Here is a 16192-nt window from a genome sequence, read left to right as displayed (position 1 = left end):
CATTGATTTTGGAAATGAAGGGCAAAATTAGAAAGAAGGTGTTTTATCTAAAAGCCTCAATAAAGTCAGATTATGTCATTTTAAGGCACAAAAAAACCCGAATATAAATTCGGGTTCTCTTCGCACAAAAAAATTAAGTTTATAGGTTTACCTCAAACGGTCTACAGATTTTACGAGATCTTCATCCTTCTTGATGGCCTTATTAGCTAAAACTAATAACACGATAGCAACAATCGGTAGAAACATCCCAATACCTTTCTCTGAAACAGCGTTAACTGTCTCTCCAGATAAATTTAGAGAGCGATATACAAATAATCCTAATAAAATTAAATTTAATATTATGTTCAGTCTGCCCATAACAAACTGATTTTGTCTCTTTTTGTATGAAATAATGCTGATAATTGTAAGCATTGTACTTAGACCTAATAGAATGGTGTAAAACTGGTCTTGCATAAAATAGAATGCTTTTCCGGTGTTTAATGTCCAAAGCGGAATAAAAAACATTAAAACCCCTGTTACAACAAAGGTAAGAAGTAAATAAACGGTTTGAATTCTTTGTATCATGGTCTAAAATTGTTTTACAAAAATATATTTTCTTTTTTTAAAATACTATTGTATGATTAAATTTTATTCGTATTATTGCATCATAATACCGTAAGCACTTCATACTGCGGTCAATTGAAAACAATTATCTACCTATTCTTTTTACAGTATTTCCTTTAAAATAATTAAATTCATAGAATATTCATGTTTGATATTTCTGCATTAAAAGAAATGAAGCTTTCTGAGCTTCAAGAAATAGCTAAGTTAGCTAAAACTATAAAGTTTAATGGCGTTAAAAAAGAGACTTTAATAAGTCAGATTTTAGCACATCAGGAAACGACTGAAAAGCCGCCTGTCAATGTTGCGCCCCAGGCAGAAATAGCAGATGATAAACCTAAGAGAGCAAGGATTCTTCCGGTTAAAAAAGCAGCAATTAGTAAAGATGCTCCTGTTTTAGAGTTTAATAAGGTAGAGGAAACAGCCGAAAAGATAGAGGAGGCACCTGAAAAAGTGGTAACACCTAAAATTTCAAAACCAAACGCAAAAATTCAGCCGGCTCCAAAAGCTCACGAAGCTGCAGAATCAGCACCGGTAGAGAAAAAAGGGCCAAAAATCGTAAAATTTAATAAATCTGCTTACGAGAAAAAGGTTGCTTTACAAAAGGAAAAAGAAGTTACTTCTGAACAAACAACCGAAATTGAAGCAGAAACTATTGCTCCGGCACCAGTTACTGAAAAAGTTGAAGGAGCTGCTCCGGTAAAAAAGATAAATCCAAATCAGAATAAAAATCAAAATCCGAACCAAAACCCAAACCAGAATCCAAATCAAAATACAAATGGAAATGGAAATGGGAACGGGAATAACGGAAACCAAAACCCAAATCATAAAAATAAAAAGAATAATTTCAGAGATTCAGATTTTGAATTTGATGGAATTATTGAAAGTGAAGGTGTTCTTGAAATGATGCCTGACGGATACGGTTTCTTGCGTTCATCAGATTATAATTATTTAGCCTCTCCGGATGATATTTATTTATCAACTTCACAAATCAGATTATTTGGTCTTAAAACCGGTGATACTGTAAAAGGAGTGGTTCGTCCTCCTAAAGAAGGCGAGAAGTTTTTTCCTTTAGTTCGTGTACTAAAAATTAATGGTCACGATCCACAGGTTGTTCGCGACAGAGTTTCTTTCGAACACTTGACTCCGGTTTTTCCTTCTGAAAAATTCAAATTAGCCGAAAAAGGAAGTTCTGTTTCAACTCGTATTATCGATTTATTTTCTCCAATAGGAAAAGGTCAGCGTGGTATGATAGTCGCACAACCGAAAACCGGTAAAACAATGTTGTTAAAAGACATTGCTAATGCGATTGCAGCCAACCATCCTGAAGTTTATTTAATCGTGCTTTTGATTGATGAGCGCCCTGAGGAGGTTACAGATATGCAAAGAAGTGTTCGTGGAGAAGTTATCGCTTCTACTTTTGACAGAGAACCACAAGAACACGTAAAAATTGCCAATATTGTTTTAGAAAAAGCAAAACGTTTAGTTGAATGCGGACATGATGTTGTAATCTTATTAGATTCGATTACACGTTTGGCAAGAGCTTACAATACAGTTCAGCCAGCTTCCGGAAAAGTATTGAGTGGAGGTGTTGATGCTAATGCATTGCAAAAACCAAAACGTTTCTTTGGAGCAGCAAGAAATGTTGAAAACGGTGGATCATTAAGTATCATAGCAACAGCATTGACTGAAACGGGTTCTAAAATGGACGAGGTTATCTTTGAAGAATTTAAAGGAACCGGTAACATGGAACTTCAATTGGATCGTAAAATTGCAAACAAACGTATTTTCCCTGCAATCGATCTTACGTCTTCAAGTACACGTCGTGATGATTTGTTACTAGACGAGAAAACATTACAAAGAATGTGGATCATGCGTAAATATCTATCTGATATGAATCCGGTTGAATCTATGGATTTTGTAAACGATCGTTTCAAGAAAACTAGAAATAACGAAGAGTTTTTGATTTCTATGAATGACTAAAAAAGTTGCAAAGGTTCAAAGTTGCAAAGGTTCAGAGGTTTCTCTTTTAGGAATTTAGAATATATAAAAAAAGGGATGAGTTTTTAAACTCATCCCTTTTTTATTTTTGTCTTTATAAAATTAGTTGCTCAGAATTTAATAAACTTTAAAAAAGACCTTTGAACCTTTGCAACTTTGAACCTTTGTCCCTAAAATAAGAACCTATTTCTTATCCACTACCGGTCTATTTTCTCTATTGGCTAAATCCCAGGCCACAACAAACGCTAATTGTGTTCTTTTTGTTAAAGCGTCGTATTCAATTTTTTCTGGTTCATCACCTTTTTGGTGATAATCTTCATGCACTCCATTGAAGAAGAAAACGGCAGGGATACCAAATTTTGCGAAGTTATAATGATCAGAACGCTCATAAAAATGATTAGGGTCTTTAGGATCGTTAAATTTATAATCTAAATCTAATTTGGTGTATTTGTTATTTTGAGCAACAACAGCATTATCTAAATCTGTTGAAAGTCTGTCAGCACCAATTACATAGACATAATTGTTGCTTTTAGCATGTTCAACGTCACGACGTCCAATCATGTCGATATTGATGTCACTAATAGTGTTTGCAATTGGAAACAATGGGTTTTCAGAATAATAACGAGAACCGTGTAAACCATGTTCTTCACCAGTTACATGTAGAAACAAGATAGAGCGTTTTGGTCCATGTCCCTCTTTTTTTGCTTTTGCAAATGCTTTGGCCATTTCTATAACTGCTACTGTTCCAGAACCGTCATCATCAGCTCCATTATAGATTTCTCCTTTTTTAATTCCAATGTGATCGTAATGCGCTGAAATCACCAAAACTTCATCTGGTTTTTCAGAACCTTCAATGTAGGCCCAGATATTTTCAGAATCCGGTAGGTTTTGATTTCGCTTTGCATTTAAAAATGCTGCTGGAATATGTTGGTAATAATCTGTTGCACCTTTTGGGAACGAGACTTTATTTTTCTTGTATTGCTCAATCATGTAAAGTCCTGCTTTTTTCTGACCTTTTGAGCCAGTTTCACGGCCTTCCATTTCATCAGAGGCAATAACATAAAGCATTTTTTTTAAGTCCTTTGCTTTAATCGAGTTCATGTATTTGGTAGGGTCTGAGTTGTCTTTTGAAGTAACAGACTGTACATTTTTACATGAAAATGCTGAAGCAATTAGTAATAGAATTGCAATTTTTTTCATTGATGTAGTTTAGTGTAAGTTGATAAATATATATAGCACGTAAAAAGTGAGTAAAAATAGGATAAAAAAGAAGTTTATAAAGAATAAGATAAAACTTTTAACAAATGAAACTATTCTGGTTTCACCATAAAAACGATGATGTGCCGGATAAAAATAATAAGACATCCAGACAATTCCAACAAAATTAATAATATTACTGACGAAAGTAATTAGGCCATTTTCTCCAAATAAGCCAAGTATTCTGGTGATGATAAATAAAAGGAGAAATATTAAAAGTAAAAAGGAGAAATAATGTAAGGTGAAAATACCGTGATCAAAATAGTACCATTTCTTTTTGCTATGAAAAATCCATAAAAAGAAGGCAAAGAAAGGCATTATAATGAACAGAATTTTGGGGATATTATGAATAAAAGACTCGATGAATTTTGCGATAATTTCCTTTTTGGTATTATGCTCCGTAACATGCACAGCTTTTTCATAAACCCAATATTGAAAATCAGAAAGTTTTTCGCTCTCTTTTCCATACTTTTGAACAGAGTCAATTTCTTTCATTGTTTTTAATTGAAAGTAATTTTTATTGACTTGTTTCATTGTTTTTGATTCAATGTAGTTTTTATCTTTTAAAATTTCAGTTTTATCTTTACTGGATTTTTCAAAATTTGAACTAATTTCTTTTTCACCTTTGGTAAGATTCTCAGTTACCTTGTTCGGAAACATGGCAATTAAAAGGAAAGTAATAAAACTGATAAAAATATAAAGACGAACAGGGGCCAGATACGATAATCTTTTTCCGGATAAATATTCTTTAGTTAAAGTGGAAGGTTTAAAAAGAAGATTTTTGATCGTTTTCCAAAATGCATTTTCATAATGCGTTAAATCTTCAAAAAAATGAATAAATAAATGATGAAATGTTTTTCTTGAATCTGTATTTTCCTGCCCGCAATTTGGACAAAATTTTTGTTCAACGACATGCCTGCAATTTAAACAGGTTTTATCTTTTCTAATTGGACTATGTGACATTGGTTAGTTTTGGTTGTTTTTGGGTTTTAGTTTTTTTTTTGCCCGCGGATGTTACGGATTTAAACCGGTTTACGCTGGTTTTTTTAGCCAGTGGGAATAAATAATTATCTGCGTAAATCCGTTTAATCGGCGTCATCGGCGTGCCATTAAAGCAAGTGTTATTTTTTTAACACTTCATCAAGAAATAATTTCAAATGTTCAAATGATCGCTTAGCGGCAACAGCATTGTAGGCAGCTCCTTTAGAATTGTCATTTCCTGCTTCCGGATTAGTGAAAGAGTGAACAGAATCTGAATAGTAAATCATTTGCCAATCGGCTTTTGAATCACGCATTTCCTGCTGAAAGGCAGCAATTTCCTCTTTAGAAACAAAGGGATCATCAGCTCCGTGACAAACTAGAACTTTAGTAGTAATTGGTGTTGCAGGTCGGGCAGCGTCTTTACCTAAACCTCCGTGGAATGAAACCACTCCTTTTACGTTCAAATGACCACGTGCAGCTTCAAGAACTCCCGTTCCTCCAAAGCAGTATCCGATAACGACAATATTATCTGCATTTGCGCCAGATTTGATTAATTCCTGTAGCGCAAGATTGATTCTTTTGTGATAAGCTTCATAATTCGTTTTATAGAAACCTGCTTGTTTTCCTGCTTCTGCAGTATTTTTTGGGTAGTTTCCTTCGCCATAAATATCAGCGATAAAAACATGATAGCCTAGCTTGGATAAATTCCCAGCAATTTCTTTTGAGGCAGTGTCAATTCCAAGCCATGCAGGCAAAAGTAAAATTCCTGGATTGCTATCGCTTTTTTTAGCAGCTTTTATTGATAAACCATTTAATTTCTTATCACCGTCAGCGTATTTTACAGGTTTTAATTGTGCGTTCATGTTGCCCGAAAAGAGTATGGTTGCAAAAATAAGTGCGATTGAGTTTTTCATTTCTTACAATTTTTAACAAATATCAGAAATATTATGTTACAAAAAAACCTCGAAAGCTATTTCTTCCGAGGTTATTTAACAGATACGTTTAAATTTGATTATTCACCGGGGTGATAGGTTTTTTCGGCATGTTTTACAATATCTTCTTTGTAGAATAAGACATCCTTAAATTGCCCTTTTTGATACATTTCTGCCTGATCGGTAAAATGTTTTGAGTTTTCATCGCCACTATTTCCTCCGGCTAATACTGATTTAGCTTTTATTTTTGGGCCAAATTCCACGGCACACACAAAACTGTTTCCGTTGTAACCGTAACGTTTTTTAGAACCGTTTTGATAACTGCTTTTGAAAGAAGGCAAACTTCCCCAGGAACCCGGGCCAAAACCAATTGGCAAACTAGGTTTGGTATCCTCATATTTCAAATCGATAGCACCGCTTGAACGCTGAAAACGATTAATTTCTCCCCAGGCAACTTGCCAGGTTCCCCATTTCGATTTCAATTCTTTCAACACGGTTTCTAATTGAGGAATAAATTGGTCAACTCCTGCAGTTGCAGCAAAATTTTTGGTATTTTCAACCTGATCCAATTCGCCTTCATCAATGTACGCTTTTTGAATAATAGGGTTTAATTTATAGGCCCATTCAACTGCTAATGTGGTTGCTACTGAATTTTCTTTAGCATAATAATCCCAGTTTTTTAAAATTGAAATTGCTTCTGATAATTCATTATAATCAGGATAATCCGGTTTTATATTTTTTTCAAAAACATTGACCAGACTCGGAATCAAAACTTCAAAAATGGATAATTTAGAATCATAACCATCAATGATTACTTTGTCTAAAGTATATTTATCGCCTTTGCTGAAAATTCGAACGGCATTTACACCTCTGAAATTTTCTCCGTCAGGCGCCATATAAGGCAGATAATTTGCTTCTTTCGGACTGTTTTCTCCCGCAACAGAATACGGTGTTGAATTACAATTCTGAAGCCAGCCGTTTACCGGATTGTATAAATGAACTGTTTCATCAACTTCATGTAAGCCTTTCCATTGTGTAGTGGAAATCGAACCATCAATAACTTTTGACCAATTCAGGTTTTTATCTCTTATCGGAATAAAGTTGCCGTGCCAATATGCGATATTTCCTTTACTATCGGCATAAACCGTATTGTTGGAAGTGTTGGCTTTTAAATCCATTGCCTTTTTATAATCGTCAAAGTTTTTAGATTTTGTCCGAATCCAACTCTGAATCAAACTGGTGATCGAACGATTATTCGATTTTAAACTGATCCATTTCCCGTCACGTTTAGCTATAATAGGGCCATTGTTAGTGGAATAGGTTTTGAATTTCTTCGGAATTAATTTTCCGTTTTCCGTGTAATTTATAGTGATTTCCTTTTCGACTACCGGTAAAAGCTTCTTATCGAATTCGTAAAATAGTTTTCCGTTTTTATTGGTGATTTTCTCTGCATACATATCGGCAACATCTACGTTTGATGAGGTGTGCATCCAGCCACAATTTTCGTTGAATCCCTGATAGATAAAGAATTGCCCCCAGGTTACTGCTCCGTAAACATTCAAACCTTCTTCACTAGTAATTTGAACTTCGGGTCTGAAATAAAAAGTAGTGTGCGGATTAATGTATAAAATGGCATTTCCGTCAACCGTTTTTGATGGTGCAAAAGCAAATCCGTTAGATCCAGTCTGAACATATTTTTCTCGTTCTACATAAGCGACTTTATCATTATTTCCCGAATAAAAAGCTTTTAATTCTGCCGTCGTAAGATCTGCAGTGCTAATGGCGCCAATACTTCCGTCTGTCCAAAGCAAAGGAAACCAAGGTTCAAAATGCGTTAAAAGTACTGGCTTTACTTCAGGATGTTTGTAAAGATAAAAGTTGATAGCATCTGCATAACTATTCAATAATTTTTTAAGCCATGCTGGTGCTTTTTTATAATCGGCTTTGGCATCCTCAACATCAATCAAAAGTTTAATTTCTAAATCATTGTATAAAACAGATTGGCCTTTAATTTCTGAAAGACGGCCCAGTTTTTCAATATAATTCATTTCGATCCTTTTGAAATCGTCTTCGCATTGAGCGTAAAGCAAGCCAAAAACAGCATCGGCATCTGTTTTGCCGTATATGTGCGGAATGCCCCAATTATCCCGAATAATTGTAACTTGTTGCGCTAATTTCTCCAATCGGTTAACTTCTTTTGAATTGTTTTTTTGTGCCGAAATCTGAAAGTTAATGCAGCAAATAAAAAAGGTAAGTTTTATTATTTTAGAATAATTCAACATGCTTACTTGATATTAAATTTTTGTCCCGCCGTATAAATGCTCATTTCTAATTTTTCAATAGAAATAAGATTATTGTTTTTAGATTTTAAAATTCCCTTCGGATTTTTAACGACAATAACTTCGCTTTCTCCAGCAACTTCAATTTGATTGTTTCGAACGATAATTGCGGTCGCTTCATCAATTCCGATTCCGGTTAAAGTTGGAAATTCAACCAATGCAGAAAGCAGACGATTGTAACGGTTTCTCTTTAAAAAATGCTGATCAATAACCGCTGTTTTTAATAATCCCAAACCTTCTGAAGTTTCTAAATTATCATAACGAATATTATCAAAAGTGCCAGAATATTCTTTTTGAAGTTTCTGGTTTCCGGTAATCATTTTTTCAGACATTACAGCCGCTCCGGCACTTGTACCGGAAATAGTGCTTCCGTTTTCATATGCTTTTTGAATTGCCGTTTTGATTGGTGTATTTTGTACCACATTCATAAACCGACTTTGATCACCGCCGCTTATAAAAATCAATTTTGCTTTTTGAAGAGAGTCTGTCAAAGTTTTATTTTGAGCAGTTACTGCCGTGAAATTCAGCATTACAATTGGATTTTGAGTAAGCTTTACCATTTGGTTTTTAAAAAAGACAAATGAACTATCCGGCTCTTCACTCGACATGGGCAAAACCACGATATAATCTTTTTTTCCTAATTCGGCTATAGCCAAAACTTGTTTCATTAACGCGTCAGAACGATCTCCACCACCAATGATAAATAATTTTCCTTTTGGTGTTTGTGCATGGAGAAAATTACAAACGAAAAGAAATAGCAGCACAATAAATTGATTTGACGAAAACCTAAAAGGAAATTTATTTTTCATGGATTGAAAGGGTTAAGTAGATTCTCTTATAAAGTAATATTTCTTTTAAAAGCACAACCCAATTCAATAATCGAATCGGTTTTGGCAATGCCCGGAATACTGTCAATTTTTTCATATAGAATTCTTCGCATATGCTCGTGATTCTTCGCGATAATTTTGATGTAAAGCGTGAAAGAACCCGTTACATAATAACATTCAGTGATTTCGGGAATATCTTTTAGCGCTTCGATGATTCGATCTGAATCAGAATCTTTGTTCAATGTTATTCCGGTAAAAGAAGCCCAATCATATCCAATCTTTTTTTCTTGTATAATTGGTTTTATACCGCCAATTACCCCTTGTTCTATCATTCTGTTGATACGCTGATGCACCATCGTGTTTGATATTTTCAAATTAGCAGCAATTGCAGAAAAAGCCATTCTTCCGTCTTTTTCCAATTCCTTAATTATATTGATATCAAATTCGTCTAATGTTTCCATTCTTTAAATTGAGTTTACTTTTACATTCATAAAAGTAACTATTTTTTTTAATAAAAGGTTCTCAAATGGAATTTATGATAAAATCATATTTTACTTTTTAAGTAGAAAATTTACGTGTTTTGACTTATTTGGTTAAAATTAAAGTCAAATATTGATTTTAAATAGCTTAAATTAATATTTTTAAATACTTTTGTAGCTCTAAAAAAGAAAGATCATGATTCATACTGAAAATACCCTTTCGTCAAAATCAGAAATTTTGATTGAAAAAGAAAATAAATACGGCGCTCATAATTATCATCCGCTTCCGGTTGTACTGGAAAGAGGAGAAGGTGTATATGTTTGGGATGTAGACGGAAAGAAATATTATGATTTTTTATCGGCTTATTCTGCAGTAAATCAAGGGCATTGTCATCCTAAAATTGTGAAAGCAATGGTTGATCAGGCTCAAAAACTGACTTTAACGTCTCGTGCTTTTTATAACGATCAATTAGGAAATTACGAAGAATTTGTAACCAACTATTTTGGTTTTGATAAAGTGTTACCAATGAATACGGGGGCTGAAGCAGTTGAAACAGCATTGAAAGTTTGTAGAAAATGGGCTTATGAAGTAAAAGGAATCCCTGAAAATCAGGCGCAGATTATAGTGTGTGAAAATAATTTCCATGGAAGAACTACGACTATTATTTCATTTTCTAATGATGAAACTGCACGTAAAAACTTCGGTCCGTTTACAGATGGATTTATAAAAATTGAATACGATAATTTGGAGGCTCTTGAAAAAGCTTTAGCATCATCAAAAAATATTGCTGGATTTTTAGTTGAACCAATTCAGGGAGAAGCAGGAGTATATGTGCCTTCTGAAGGTTATTTAGCGAAAGCGAAAGCTTTATGTGAGAAACATAATGTTTTGTTTATTGCTGATGAAGTTCAGACCGGAATTGCGCGTACCGGAAAATTATTAGCCGTTCATCATGAAAATGTACAGCCTGATATTTTAATTTTAGGAAAAGCAATTTCTGGAGGAGTTTATCCGGTTTCAGCAGTTTTGTGTAACAACGAAATCATGAATGTAATTAAACCGGGACAACACGGTTCTACTTTTGGAGGAAATCCTGTTGCAGCAGCCGTTGCTATTGCCGCTTTAGAAGTAATTAAAGAGGAAAAACTGGCTGAAAATGCAGAACGTTTGGGAATCATTTTAAGAAAAGGATTAAACGAAATTGCTGAAAGAAATAATCTGATCACATTAGTTCGTGGAAAAGGTTTATTGAATGCGATTGTGATTAATTGCGGAGAAGATTCTGATCTAGCTTGGGAAATTTGTCTAAGATTTAGAGATAATGGATTATTGGCAAAACCCACTCACGGAAATAAAATCAGACTGGCACCACCATTAGTAATGACAGAAATTCAAATTCAGGAATGTCTTGAAATTATTGAGAAATCTTTGAATGATTTTAGAGATTAAGTTGATAATAAAATATACATAGCAAAAAAGCTGCAGGATAAAAGTCTTGCAGCTTTTTTTTTATGCATGTGAAATTATGTAACGATCTAAAATAATTATATAACTTTTAGATTAAGAGGTTAAGTAGTTTTGGATGTCTTCAATAAAGAAATTAAAATTAACCGTTTTATTTATTCGAAAAGAAGATAAACAACCAAAAACTGAGTTATAATCTTAAATTCAATTTCACAAATGGCTTATTCAAATACTGATATAACACGTTTTTTAGACGCGCAAAACAAACTTTATCTTACTGCTTTTTCTGAAATTAAAAAGGGAAAAAAAGAGACGCACTGGATGTGGTTTATTTTTCCTCAAATAAAAGGTTTAGGAAAAAGTACCATTGCTAATTATTATGCTCTCAATGGTCTTACAGAAGCAGAAGAGTTTCTTAATCATCCCATTTTATCAAAACATTTGATTGAGATTTCACAGCTTTTATTAGATTATAAAACAAAATCTATTGAGGCTATACTTGGAGAATTGGGTGCAAGAAAATTACGTTCTTCTATGACACTTTTTTCTCAGGCTGAAAATGCACATCCTGTTTTTCAGGAAATATTAGACACCTTTTTTTCGGGTTATTCAGATCCGTTCACATTGTCTATGCCAGCAGCATCCAGACAAATTGCTATGGCATCATAAATTTTAACTTTCATCATTTAAAAATAAAATAGATTTTATATTAATTTTCAACCTTATTTATAAAATCACATAAAAAAAACCATCCCTTAGTAGGGATGGTTTTTTTGTTTTATGGTGTGGTTTTAATTTAACTTCCGTAACCCGGGTTTTGGGTAATTAGTTTATTTGCATCCATTTCTCTTAATGGGATTGGGAATACTAAAGTTGGATCATCGTAAGGAATCAATTCTGATCCGTCTGCATTTACATCTATAGAACCTTTTGTTCTTTTTAAGTCATGAATTGCAAAACCTTCCATAGCTAGTTCTAATTCACGTTCTCTTAAAATAGTAGGAAGAGTCAGGGCTGTAAAATTTTCAGCATGTGCTCTGGTTCTAATCAAATTGATATCATTTAGTGCAGTATCTCCAACAGAAGTTCCTAATCTAAAGTTAGTCTCAGCTCTTATTAAATACATTTCAGCTAAGCGAATTATCCCCACATCTCCGTATTGGTTCGTGTATTTTGAAGTCAGTAATCTGTCGTTATCTGGATTTACATAGTTAAAATTTGCTCGATCATCATTCGGATCTGTAAATTTATTGATATAAGTATTTCTAATTTCGACATCACCGCCACGTCCTCCATTTCCTTCAGAGGCATACATGACAACAATTTCGTTTTCACCTGTTTGTTTTGTAATTTGAATGGCAAAGATATCTTCAATTTGGTTTTCATCATGATTAAAAGCATTTGCATAAGTAGTTGATAATGCTCTTCCGCTGCTTTCTATTACTTCGTTTGCTGCATCACGGGCCGCCGCATAATTTTGCTGTTGTAGATAGACTCTTGCTAATAATGCTTTGGCAGCATATTTGTCTGGATAAAAGCTATTCTCCTCAGGAAGTCCGTTATAAGCATCATTCAATTGCTGAATGATCAGGGTGTAAACTTCTTCGACTGTACTTCTTTCTTTTGAAAGATCGGCATTAAAATCATAAATCGCATTAGGTCTTATAATAACTCCAAGCTGTGTATTCTGTTTGCCCGCCTCATATGGCAATCCGAAGAAACGAACTAAATCAAAGTAAGCTAAACTTTTTAAAAAGTTAGCTTCAGCTATCATTCTGGTTCTTTTATCAGCATCTGCTACCTTGTCAATATTTTCAATTACGGTATTAGCGGCATTAATGATTTCGTAATTACGAGCATAGATTTGTCGAACAAAAGCATTATCTACCAGAACTGATTTGGTATACATTTGACGGAATTCACCATAACTTCCTCTCCATCTAAAATCAGTAGTACTGGTTAAGCCAGTTTGTGCCATTAAATCAGCAGAAACTAAGCTTCTTCCACCAAAAACATCTGCATCGGCGGCAATGGCGTACGCTCCGTTTAAAATATTTACGATACCAGTTTCAGTACCTAGGGTGACTTCGGAATCTTGATTTTGTCTTGGTTCAATTTCCAGTTCATCTTCACAGCTTGTTATAAAAGCTGTAAGCAGTATAAATAAGATAAATTTATATGATTTCATTTGTGTCGTTTTTAAAAATTAATATTTACACCTAAAGCAATTGTTCTGGCAGGAGGAGCAGAGTAAAATTCTTCTCCGATACCTGTATCATCTCTTCTGGCTTCAGGATCATAACCATTGTAATTGGTAAAGGTTAATAGATTTACTCCTGTTGCGTAAAAACGTACACTGCTTATTCCTGCATCTTTTAATGTAGTTTTTGGCAATGTATAACCAATTGTTAAGTTTCTTAGACGAACAAAATCGGTTTTATCAAGGAATCTTGTAGATTCGCCAGTTCCGTTACTTCCATATAATCTTGCTTGTGGTACATTTGTGATGTCGCCAGGATTTTGCCAACGGTTTAATTGATCTGTAGTTTGGTTGTCAAAATAATCGGCAGCTACAGATTGGTATTTTCCAGCCGAATTATAAATGCTGGCTCCCCATTCTCCCTGGAAAGTAAATGAAAAATCAATGTTTTTATAGTTTATCGTATTAGTTAAACCAGCCATTAATTCTGGAAATGGATTTCCTGCAATAATTCTTTTTGCTTCACTGTAATCATTAGTAGTGCTTCTGTCTAAGGAACCATCTGCATTTACAGTGTTTTTGTAATATAATGCATCTCCGTTTGCAGAATCAACTCCAGCATATTCAACTAAATAAAAAGATGAAATGTTTTCGCCAACTCTGTTTATTGTAAATGTCGAAACAATATCTTGTCCGTCAGGCATTTCTTCAACCTTAGAATCATTAGTAGTAATATTAAAGCTGGTCGTCCATCTTAAATTTTGATTCTCAATGTTTTTAGTATTTATTGTAACCTCAAAACCACTGCTTTTTACTTTGCCTATATTTTGAGTGATTGTTGTTGGACCTCCTCCACTAAGTGGTTTTGGTACGTCAAAAAGCAATCCGTCAGTACTTTTGTCGTAATAGTCAACTTCAAAGCTGAATTTGTTGAATAAACCCCATTCGATACCAACATCTGTCTGAGTTGATTTTTCCCAGGTTAAGTCATCATTTCCAGCCTGTACAAAAGAAAGACCTGATTTTAGATTGTAAGGTCTGGCACCGTATAATTGGCGCGAAGCGAAGTTTCCAATTTCAGCATTTCCTACTTTTCCCCAGCTTCCTTTTAATTTTAGAAAAGATAAAACATTGTTGTCTTTTAAGAAGCTTTCCTCAGAAATAATCCATCCTGCAGAGAACGCAGGGAAAGTTCCATATCTTTCATTTTTTCCAAAACGAGAAGAGCCATCACGACGAATACTAGCTTTGAAAAGATATTTATTGTCGTAAGCATAGTTTAATCTTCCAAATTGAGACACAAAAGTACTAGCAGTTTCATTTCCTTCTCCTGCATTTACTTCTGCACCTCCATCAATGGTTTGAAAAGAATCATCAGGGAAATAGATACTTGTAACAGATTGATATCTGCGGGTGTATTTATTAAACTCCATACCTGCAACCACATTTAAACTGTGCTTTTCTGCGAAAACCGCATCATAAGTTAGATAGTTACTCCATATGTATGTTTCATTATTTACAGATGTTGCATAAGCTTCTCCGTCTGTTGCCATAAATGGAGCATTTTTTCCTTGCCAATAGTCTTCTGTTTGTCCTAAAAGATCATATGCAAAATCAGAATTTATTTTTAAAGAAGGAATTATTTGATATTCAGCAAAAACTTTACCGGTAATTCTTCTCATCATCGTTTTCCAGAACGAATTATCTGCAGCTAATAAATAGTTAGCATATAGTGTGTTTGGATTTGCTGTACCATCTTCTAAACGTGCTGGCGATAATGGAGACTGTGCTACAGCCTGAAGTGGTGTAGTAAATGAGTTATCATCTTGTACACGATCTATTATAGATCTTGAAAAACTTAAATTCATTCCCATTGTAAAATTATCAGAAATTTTATGGGATATATTTGACCTTGCTGTAATTCTTTCTAATTCGTTACTGTCAATAATACCCGTTGTATTATTGTAAGCACCAGAAAAGAAATATTTTGTTTTAGCATCACCGCCAGAAACAGAAAAATCGACATCGGTAGCAAGACCAGTCTGAAAAGCAAGATCTTGCCAGTCTGTATTTACTTCTCGGTTTCTCCAATCTGTTCCCTGAGCAAGAAAATCGAATGTACTTTCAGCTTCTGCAGCATCTCCCGTTCCATTAATCGAAGCTTCTGTAAATAATTCAATATATTGATCTGTATTTAACCATGATTTTTTGTGAGTAGCTTCACTGACACCCTGAGACATATTAAGTGAAAAAGTACCTTTTCCATCTTTTCCCTTTTTGGTCGTAATGATCACAACTCCATTAGCACCACGAGCTCCGTAAATAGCTGCTGAGGAGGCATCTTTTAATACATCAATAGATTCAATTTCATTAGGACTTAATGTTATTAAAGGGTTTGTCGCTGCACCATTTGTTGATTCGTCTGAAGTGATTAAAGGAATTCCATCTAACACATATAAAGGTTGTGTCCCTGCACTAATACTTGCAGCACCACGAACTCTAATATCCATTCCTCCATCAACTTTACCATTGGTTTGCGTAATTTGTACACCAGCTAATTTACCAACCAAAGCATTCTGTACATTCGCAACCGGTACCTGCTGAATATCTTTTGCAGTAACTCGTGCTATATTATCTGTCGATTTTCTTTTAGTTTGAGTACCGTAACCTACAACAAGTACAGCTTCCAGTTCGTTTTGAGTTTCAACTAATTCAATTTTCATGTCATTTGAAGCTGCTACATTTATAGTTGCAAAACTTAGATAGCTTAGAGTTAAAATAGCACCTTTTTTAGCTTCTATTTTAAAATTTCCATCAAAATCACTTTGTGTACTTGTACTAGTACCTTTCAAAACAATATTTACTCCGGGAATAGGAATTCCTTTTTTATCTGTGACCTTACCGGAAATATATCCTTCCTGCGCGGTTGCTATTTGCACGAATAGTATCAATATGAACCATAAAAAATGCTTTAACTTAATTCTCATTTTTCAAATATTTAGGATTAGTTTTATCAAATATCTTAAAAATATGTTAATGAATCTAATATTAGTAATGTAAAATATAACATTAAAGCGTGTTTTTGTACTATATGTAACTTAAAGGGGTGAA

Annotated in this window: 12 protein-coding genes; 3 read left to right on the top strand and 9 right to left on the bottom strand. The window is 34.0% G+C overall.

Translation table 11 applies throughout. The annotated features are described in order from the left end of the window. Positions 1 to 147 precede the first annotated feature (147 nt). On the bottom strand, positions 148 to 564 hold the full coding sequence (locus BUA98_RS11290; RefSeq protein WP_072972575.1) for a DUF4293 domain-containing protein: 417 nt from the start codon (positions 562 to 564) through the stop codon (positions 148 to 150). A 183-nt stretch (positions 565 to 747) separates the two neighbouring features. Between BUA98_RS11290 and rho the strand changes: the two genes are divergently transcribed. Beyond that, a complete protein-coding gene (gene rho / locus BUA98_RS11285; protein ID WP_072972573.1) occupies positions 748 to 2583 on the top strand; it encodes a transcription termination factor Rho in 1836 nt (611 codons plus the stop codon). A gap of 201 nt (positions 2584 to 2784) precedes the next feature. Here rho and BUA98_RS11280 read toward each other — a convergent pair whose 3' ends face one another. The 6 genes from BUA98_RS11280 to BUA98_RS11255 all read right to left on the bottom strand — a co-directional run bounded on the left by BUA98_RS11280 (position 2785) and on the right by BUA98_RS11255 (position 9398). Continuing rightward, complete coding sequence (locus tag BUA98_RS11280; RefSeq protein ID WP_072972571.1) at positions 2785 to 3801, bottom strand: M28 family peptidase; 1017 nt, start codon at positions 3799 to 3801, stop codon at positions 2785 to 2787. Positions 3802 to 3810: 9 nt separating this feature from the next. Then, positions 3811 to 4821 carry a DUF3667 domain-containing protein gene (locus tag BUA98_RS11275; protein WP_072972570.1) on the bottom strand — a complete coding sequence of 337 codons (1011 nt, stop codon included), beginning with the start codon at positions 4819 to 4821 and terminating at the stop codon, positions 3811 to 3813. Positions 4822 to 4979: 158 nt separating this feature from the next. Continuing rightward, positions 4980 to 5753, bottom strand: coding sequence for a dienelactone hydrolase family protein (locus tag BUA98_RS11270; RefSeq protein WP_072972568.1), 774 nt, complete (start codon positions 5751 to 5753; stop codon positions 4980 to 4982). A gap of 98 nt (positions 5754 to 5851) precedes the next feature. Further along, complete coding sequence (locus BUA98_RS11265) at positions 5852 to 8053, bottom strand: penicillin acylase family protein (protein WP_072972566.1); 2202 nt, start codon at positions 8051 to 8053, stop codon at positions 5852 to 5854. Between the two features lie 2 nt (positions 8054 to 8055). Continuing rightward, entirely contained in the window at positions 8056 to 8919 is an 864-nt protein-coding gene (locus BUA98_RS11260; RefSeq protein WP_072972564.1) for a cyanophycinase, read from the bottom strand. 26 nt (positions 8920 to 8945) lie between these two features. Further along, positions 8946 to 9398 (bottom strand): Lrp/AsnC family transcriptional regulator, encoded by a 453-nt coding sequence (locus BUA98_RS11255; protein WP_026984584.1) that lies wholly within the window; start codon positions 9396 to 9398, stop codon positions 8946 to 8948. Positions 9399 to 9612: 214 nt separating this feature from the next. Here BUA98_RS11255 and rocD point away from each other — a divergent pair, with 214 nt between their 5' ends. Together rocD and BUA98_RS11245 are read left to right on the top strand one after the other, a co-directional pair. After that, the gene (gene rocD / locus BUA98_RS11250; RefSeq protein ID WP_072972563.1) at positions 9613 to 10866 is read left to right on the top strand and encodes an ornithine--oxo-acid transaminase; all 1254 of its coding nucleotides are present in this window, start codon (positions 9613 to 9615) and stop codon (positions 10864 to 10866) included. 231 nt (positions 10867 to 11097) lie between these two features. Next, a complete protein-coding gene (locus BUA98_RS11245) occupies positions 11098 to 11550 on the top strand; it encodes a DUF1810 domain-containing protein (RefSeq protein WP_072972561.1) in 453 nt (150 codons plus the stop codon). 127 nt (positions 11551 to 11677) lie between these two features. Here the strand turns inward: BUA98_RS11245 and BUA98_RS11240 are convergent, their stop codons facing one another. Both BUA98_RS11240 and BUA98_RS11235 read right to left on the bottom strand, forming a co-directional pair. Continuing rightward, positions 11678 to 13069 (bottom strand): RagB/SusD family nutrient uptake outer membrane protein, encoded by a 1392-nt coding sequence (locus BUA98_RS11240; RefSeq protein ID WP_072972560.1) that lies wholly within the window; start codon positions 13067 to 13069, stop codon positions 11678 to 11680. 11 nt (positions 13070 to 13080) lie between these two features. Then, on the bottom strand, positions 13081 to 16068 hold the full coding sequence (locus BUA98_RS11235) for a SusC/RagA family TonB-linked outer membrane protein (RefSeq protein ID WP_072972558.1): 2988 nt from the start codon (positions 16066 to 16068) through the stop codon (positions 13081 to 13083). Between the last annotated feature and the right edge of the window lie 124 nt (positions 16069 to 16192).

This window comes from Flavobacterium saccharophilum, from assembly GCF_900142735.1.
GTDB lineage: Bacteria > Bacteroidota > Bacteroidia > Flavobacteriales > Flavobacteriaceae > Flavobacterium > Flavobacterium saccharophilum.
The sequence above is the reverse complement of the archived record's forward strand: the minus strand, read 5'-3'. Positions and strand labels throughout refer to the sequence as shown.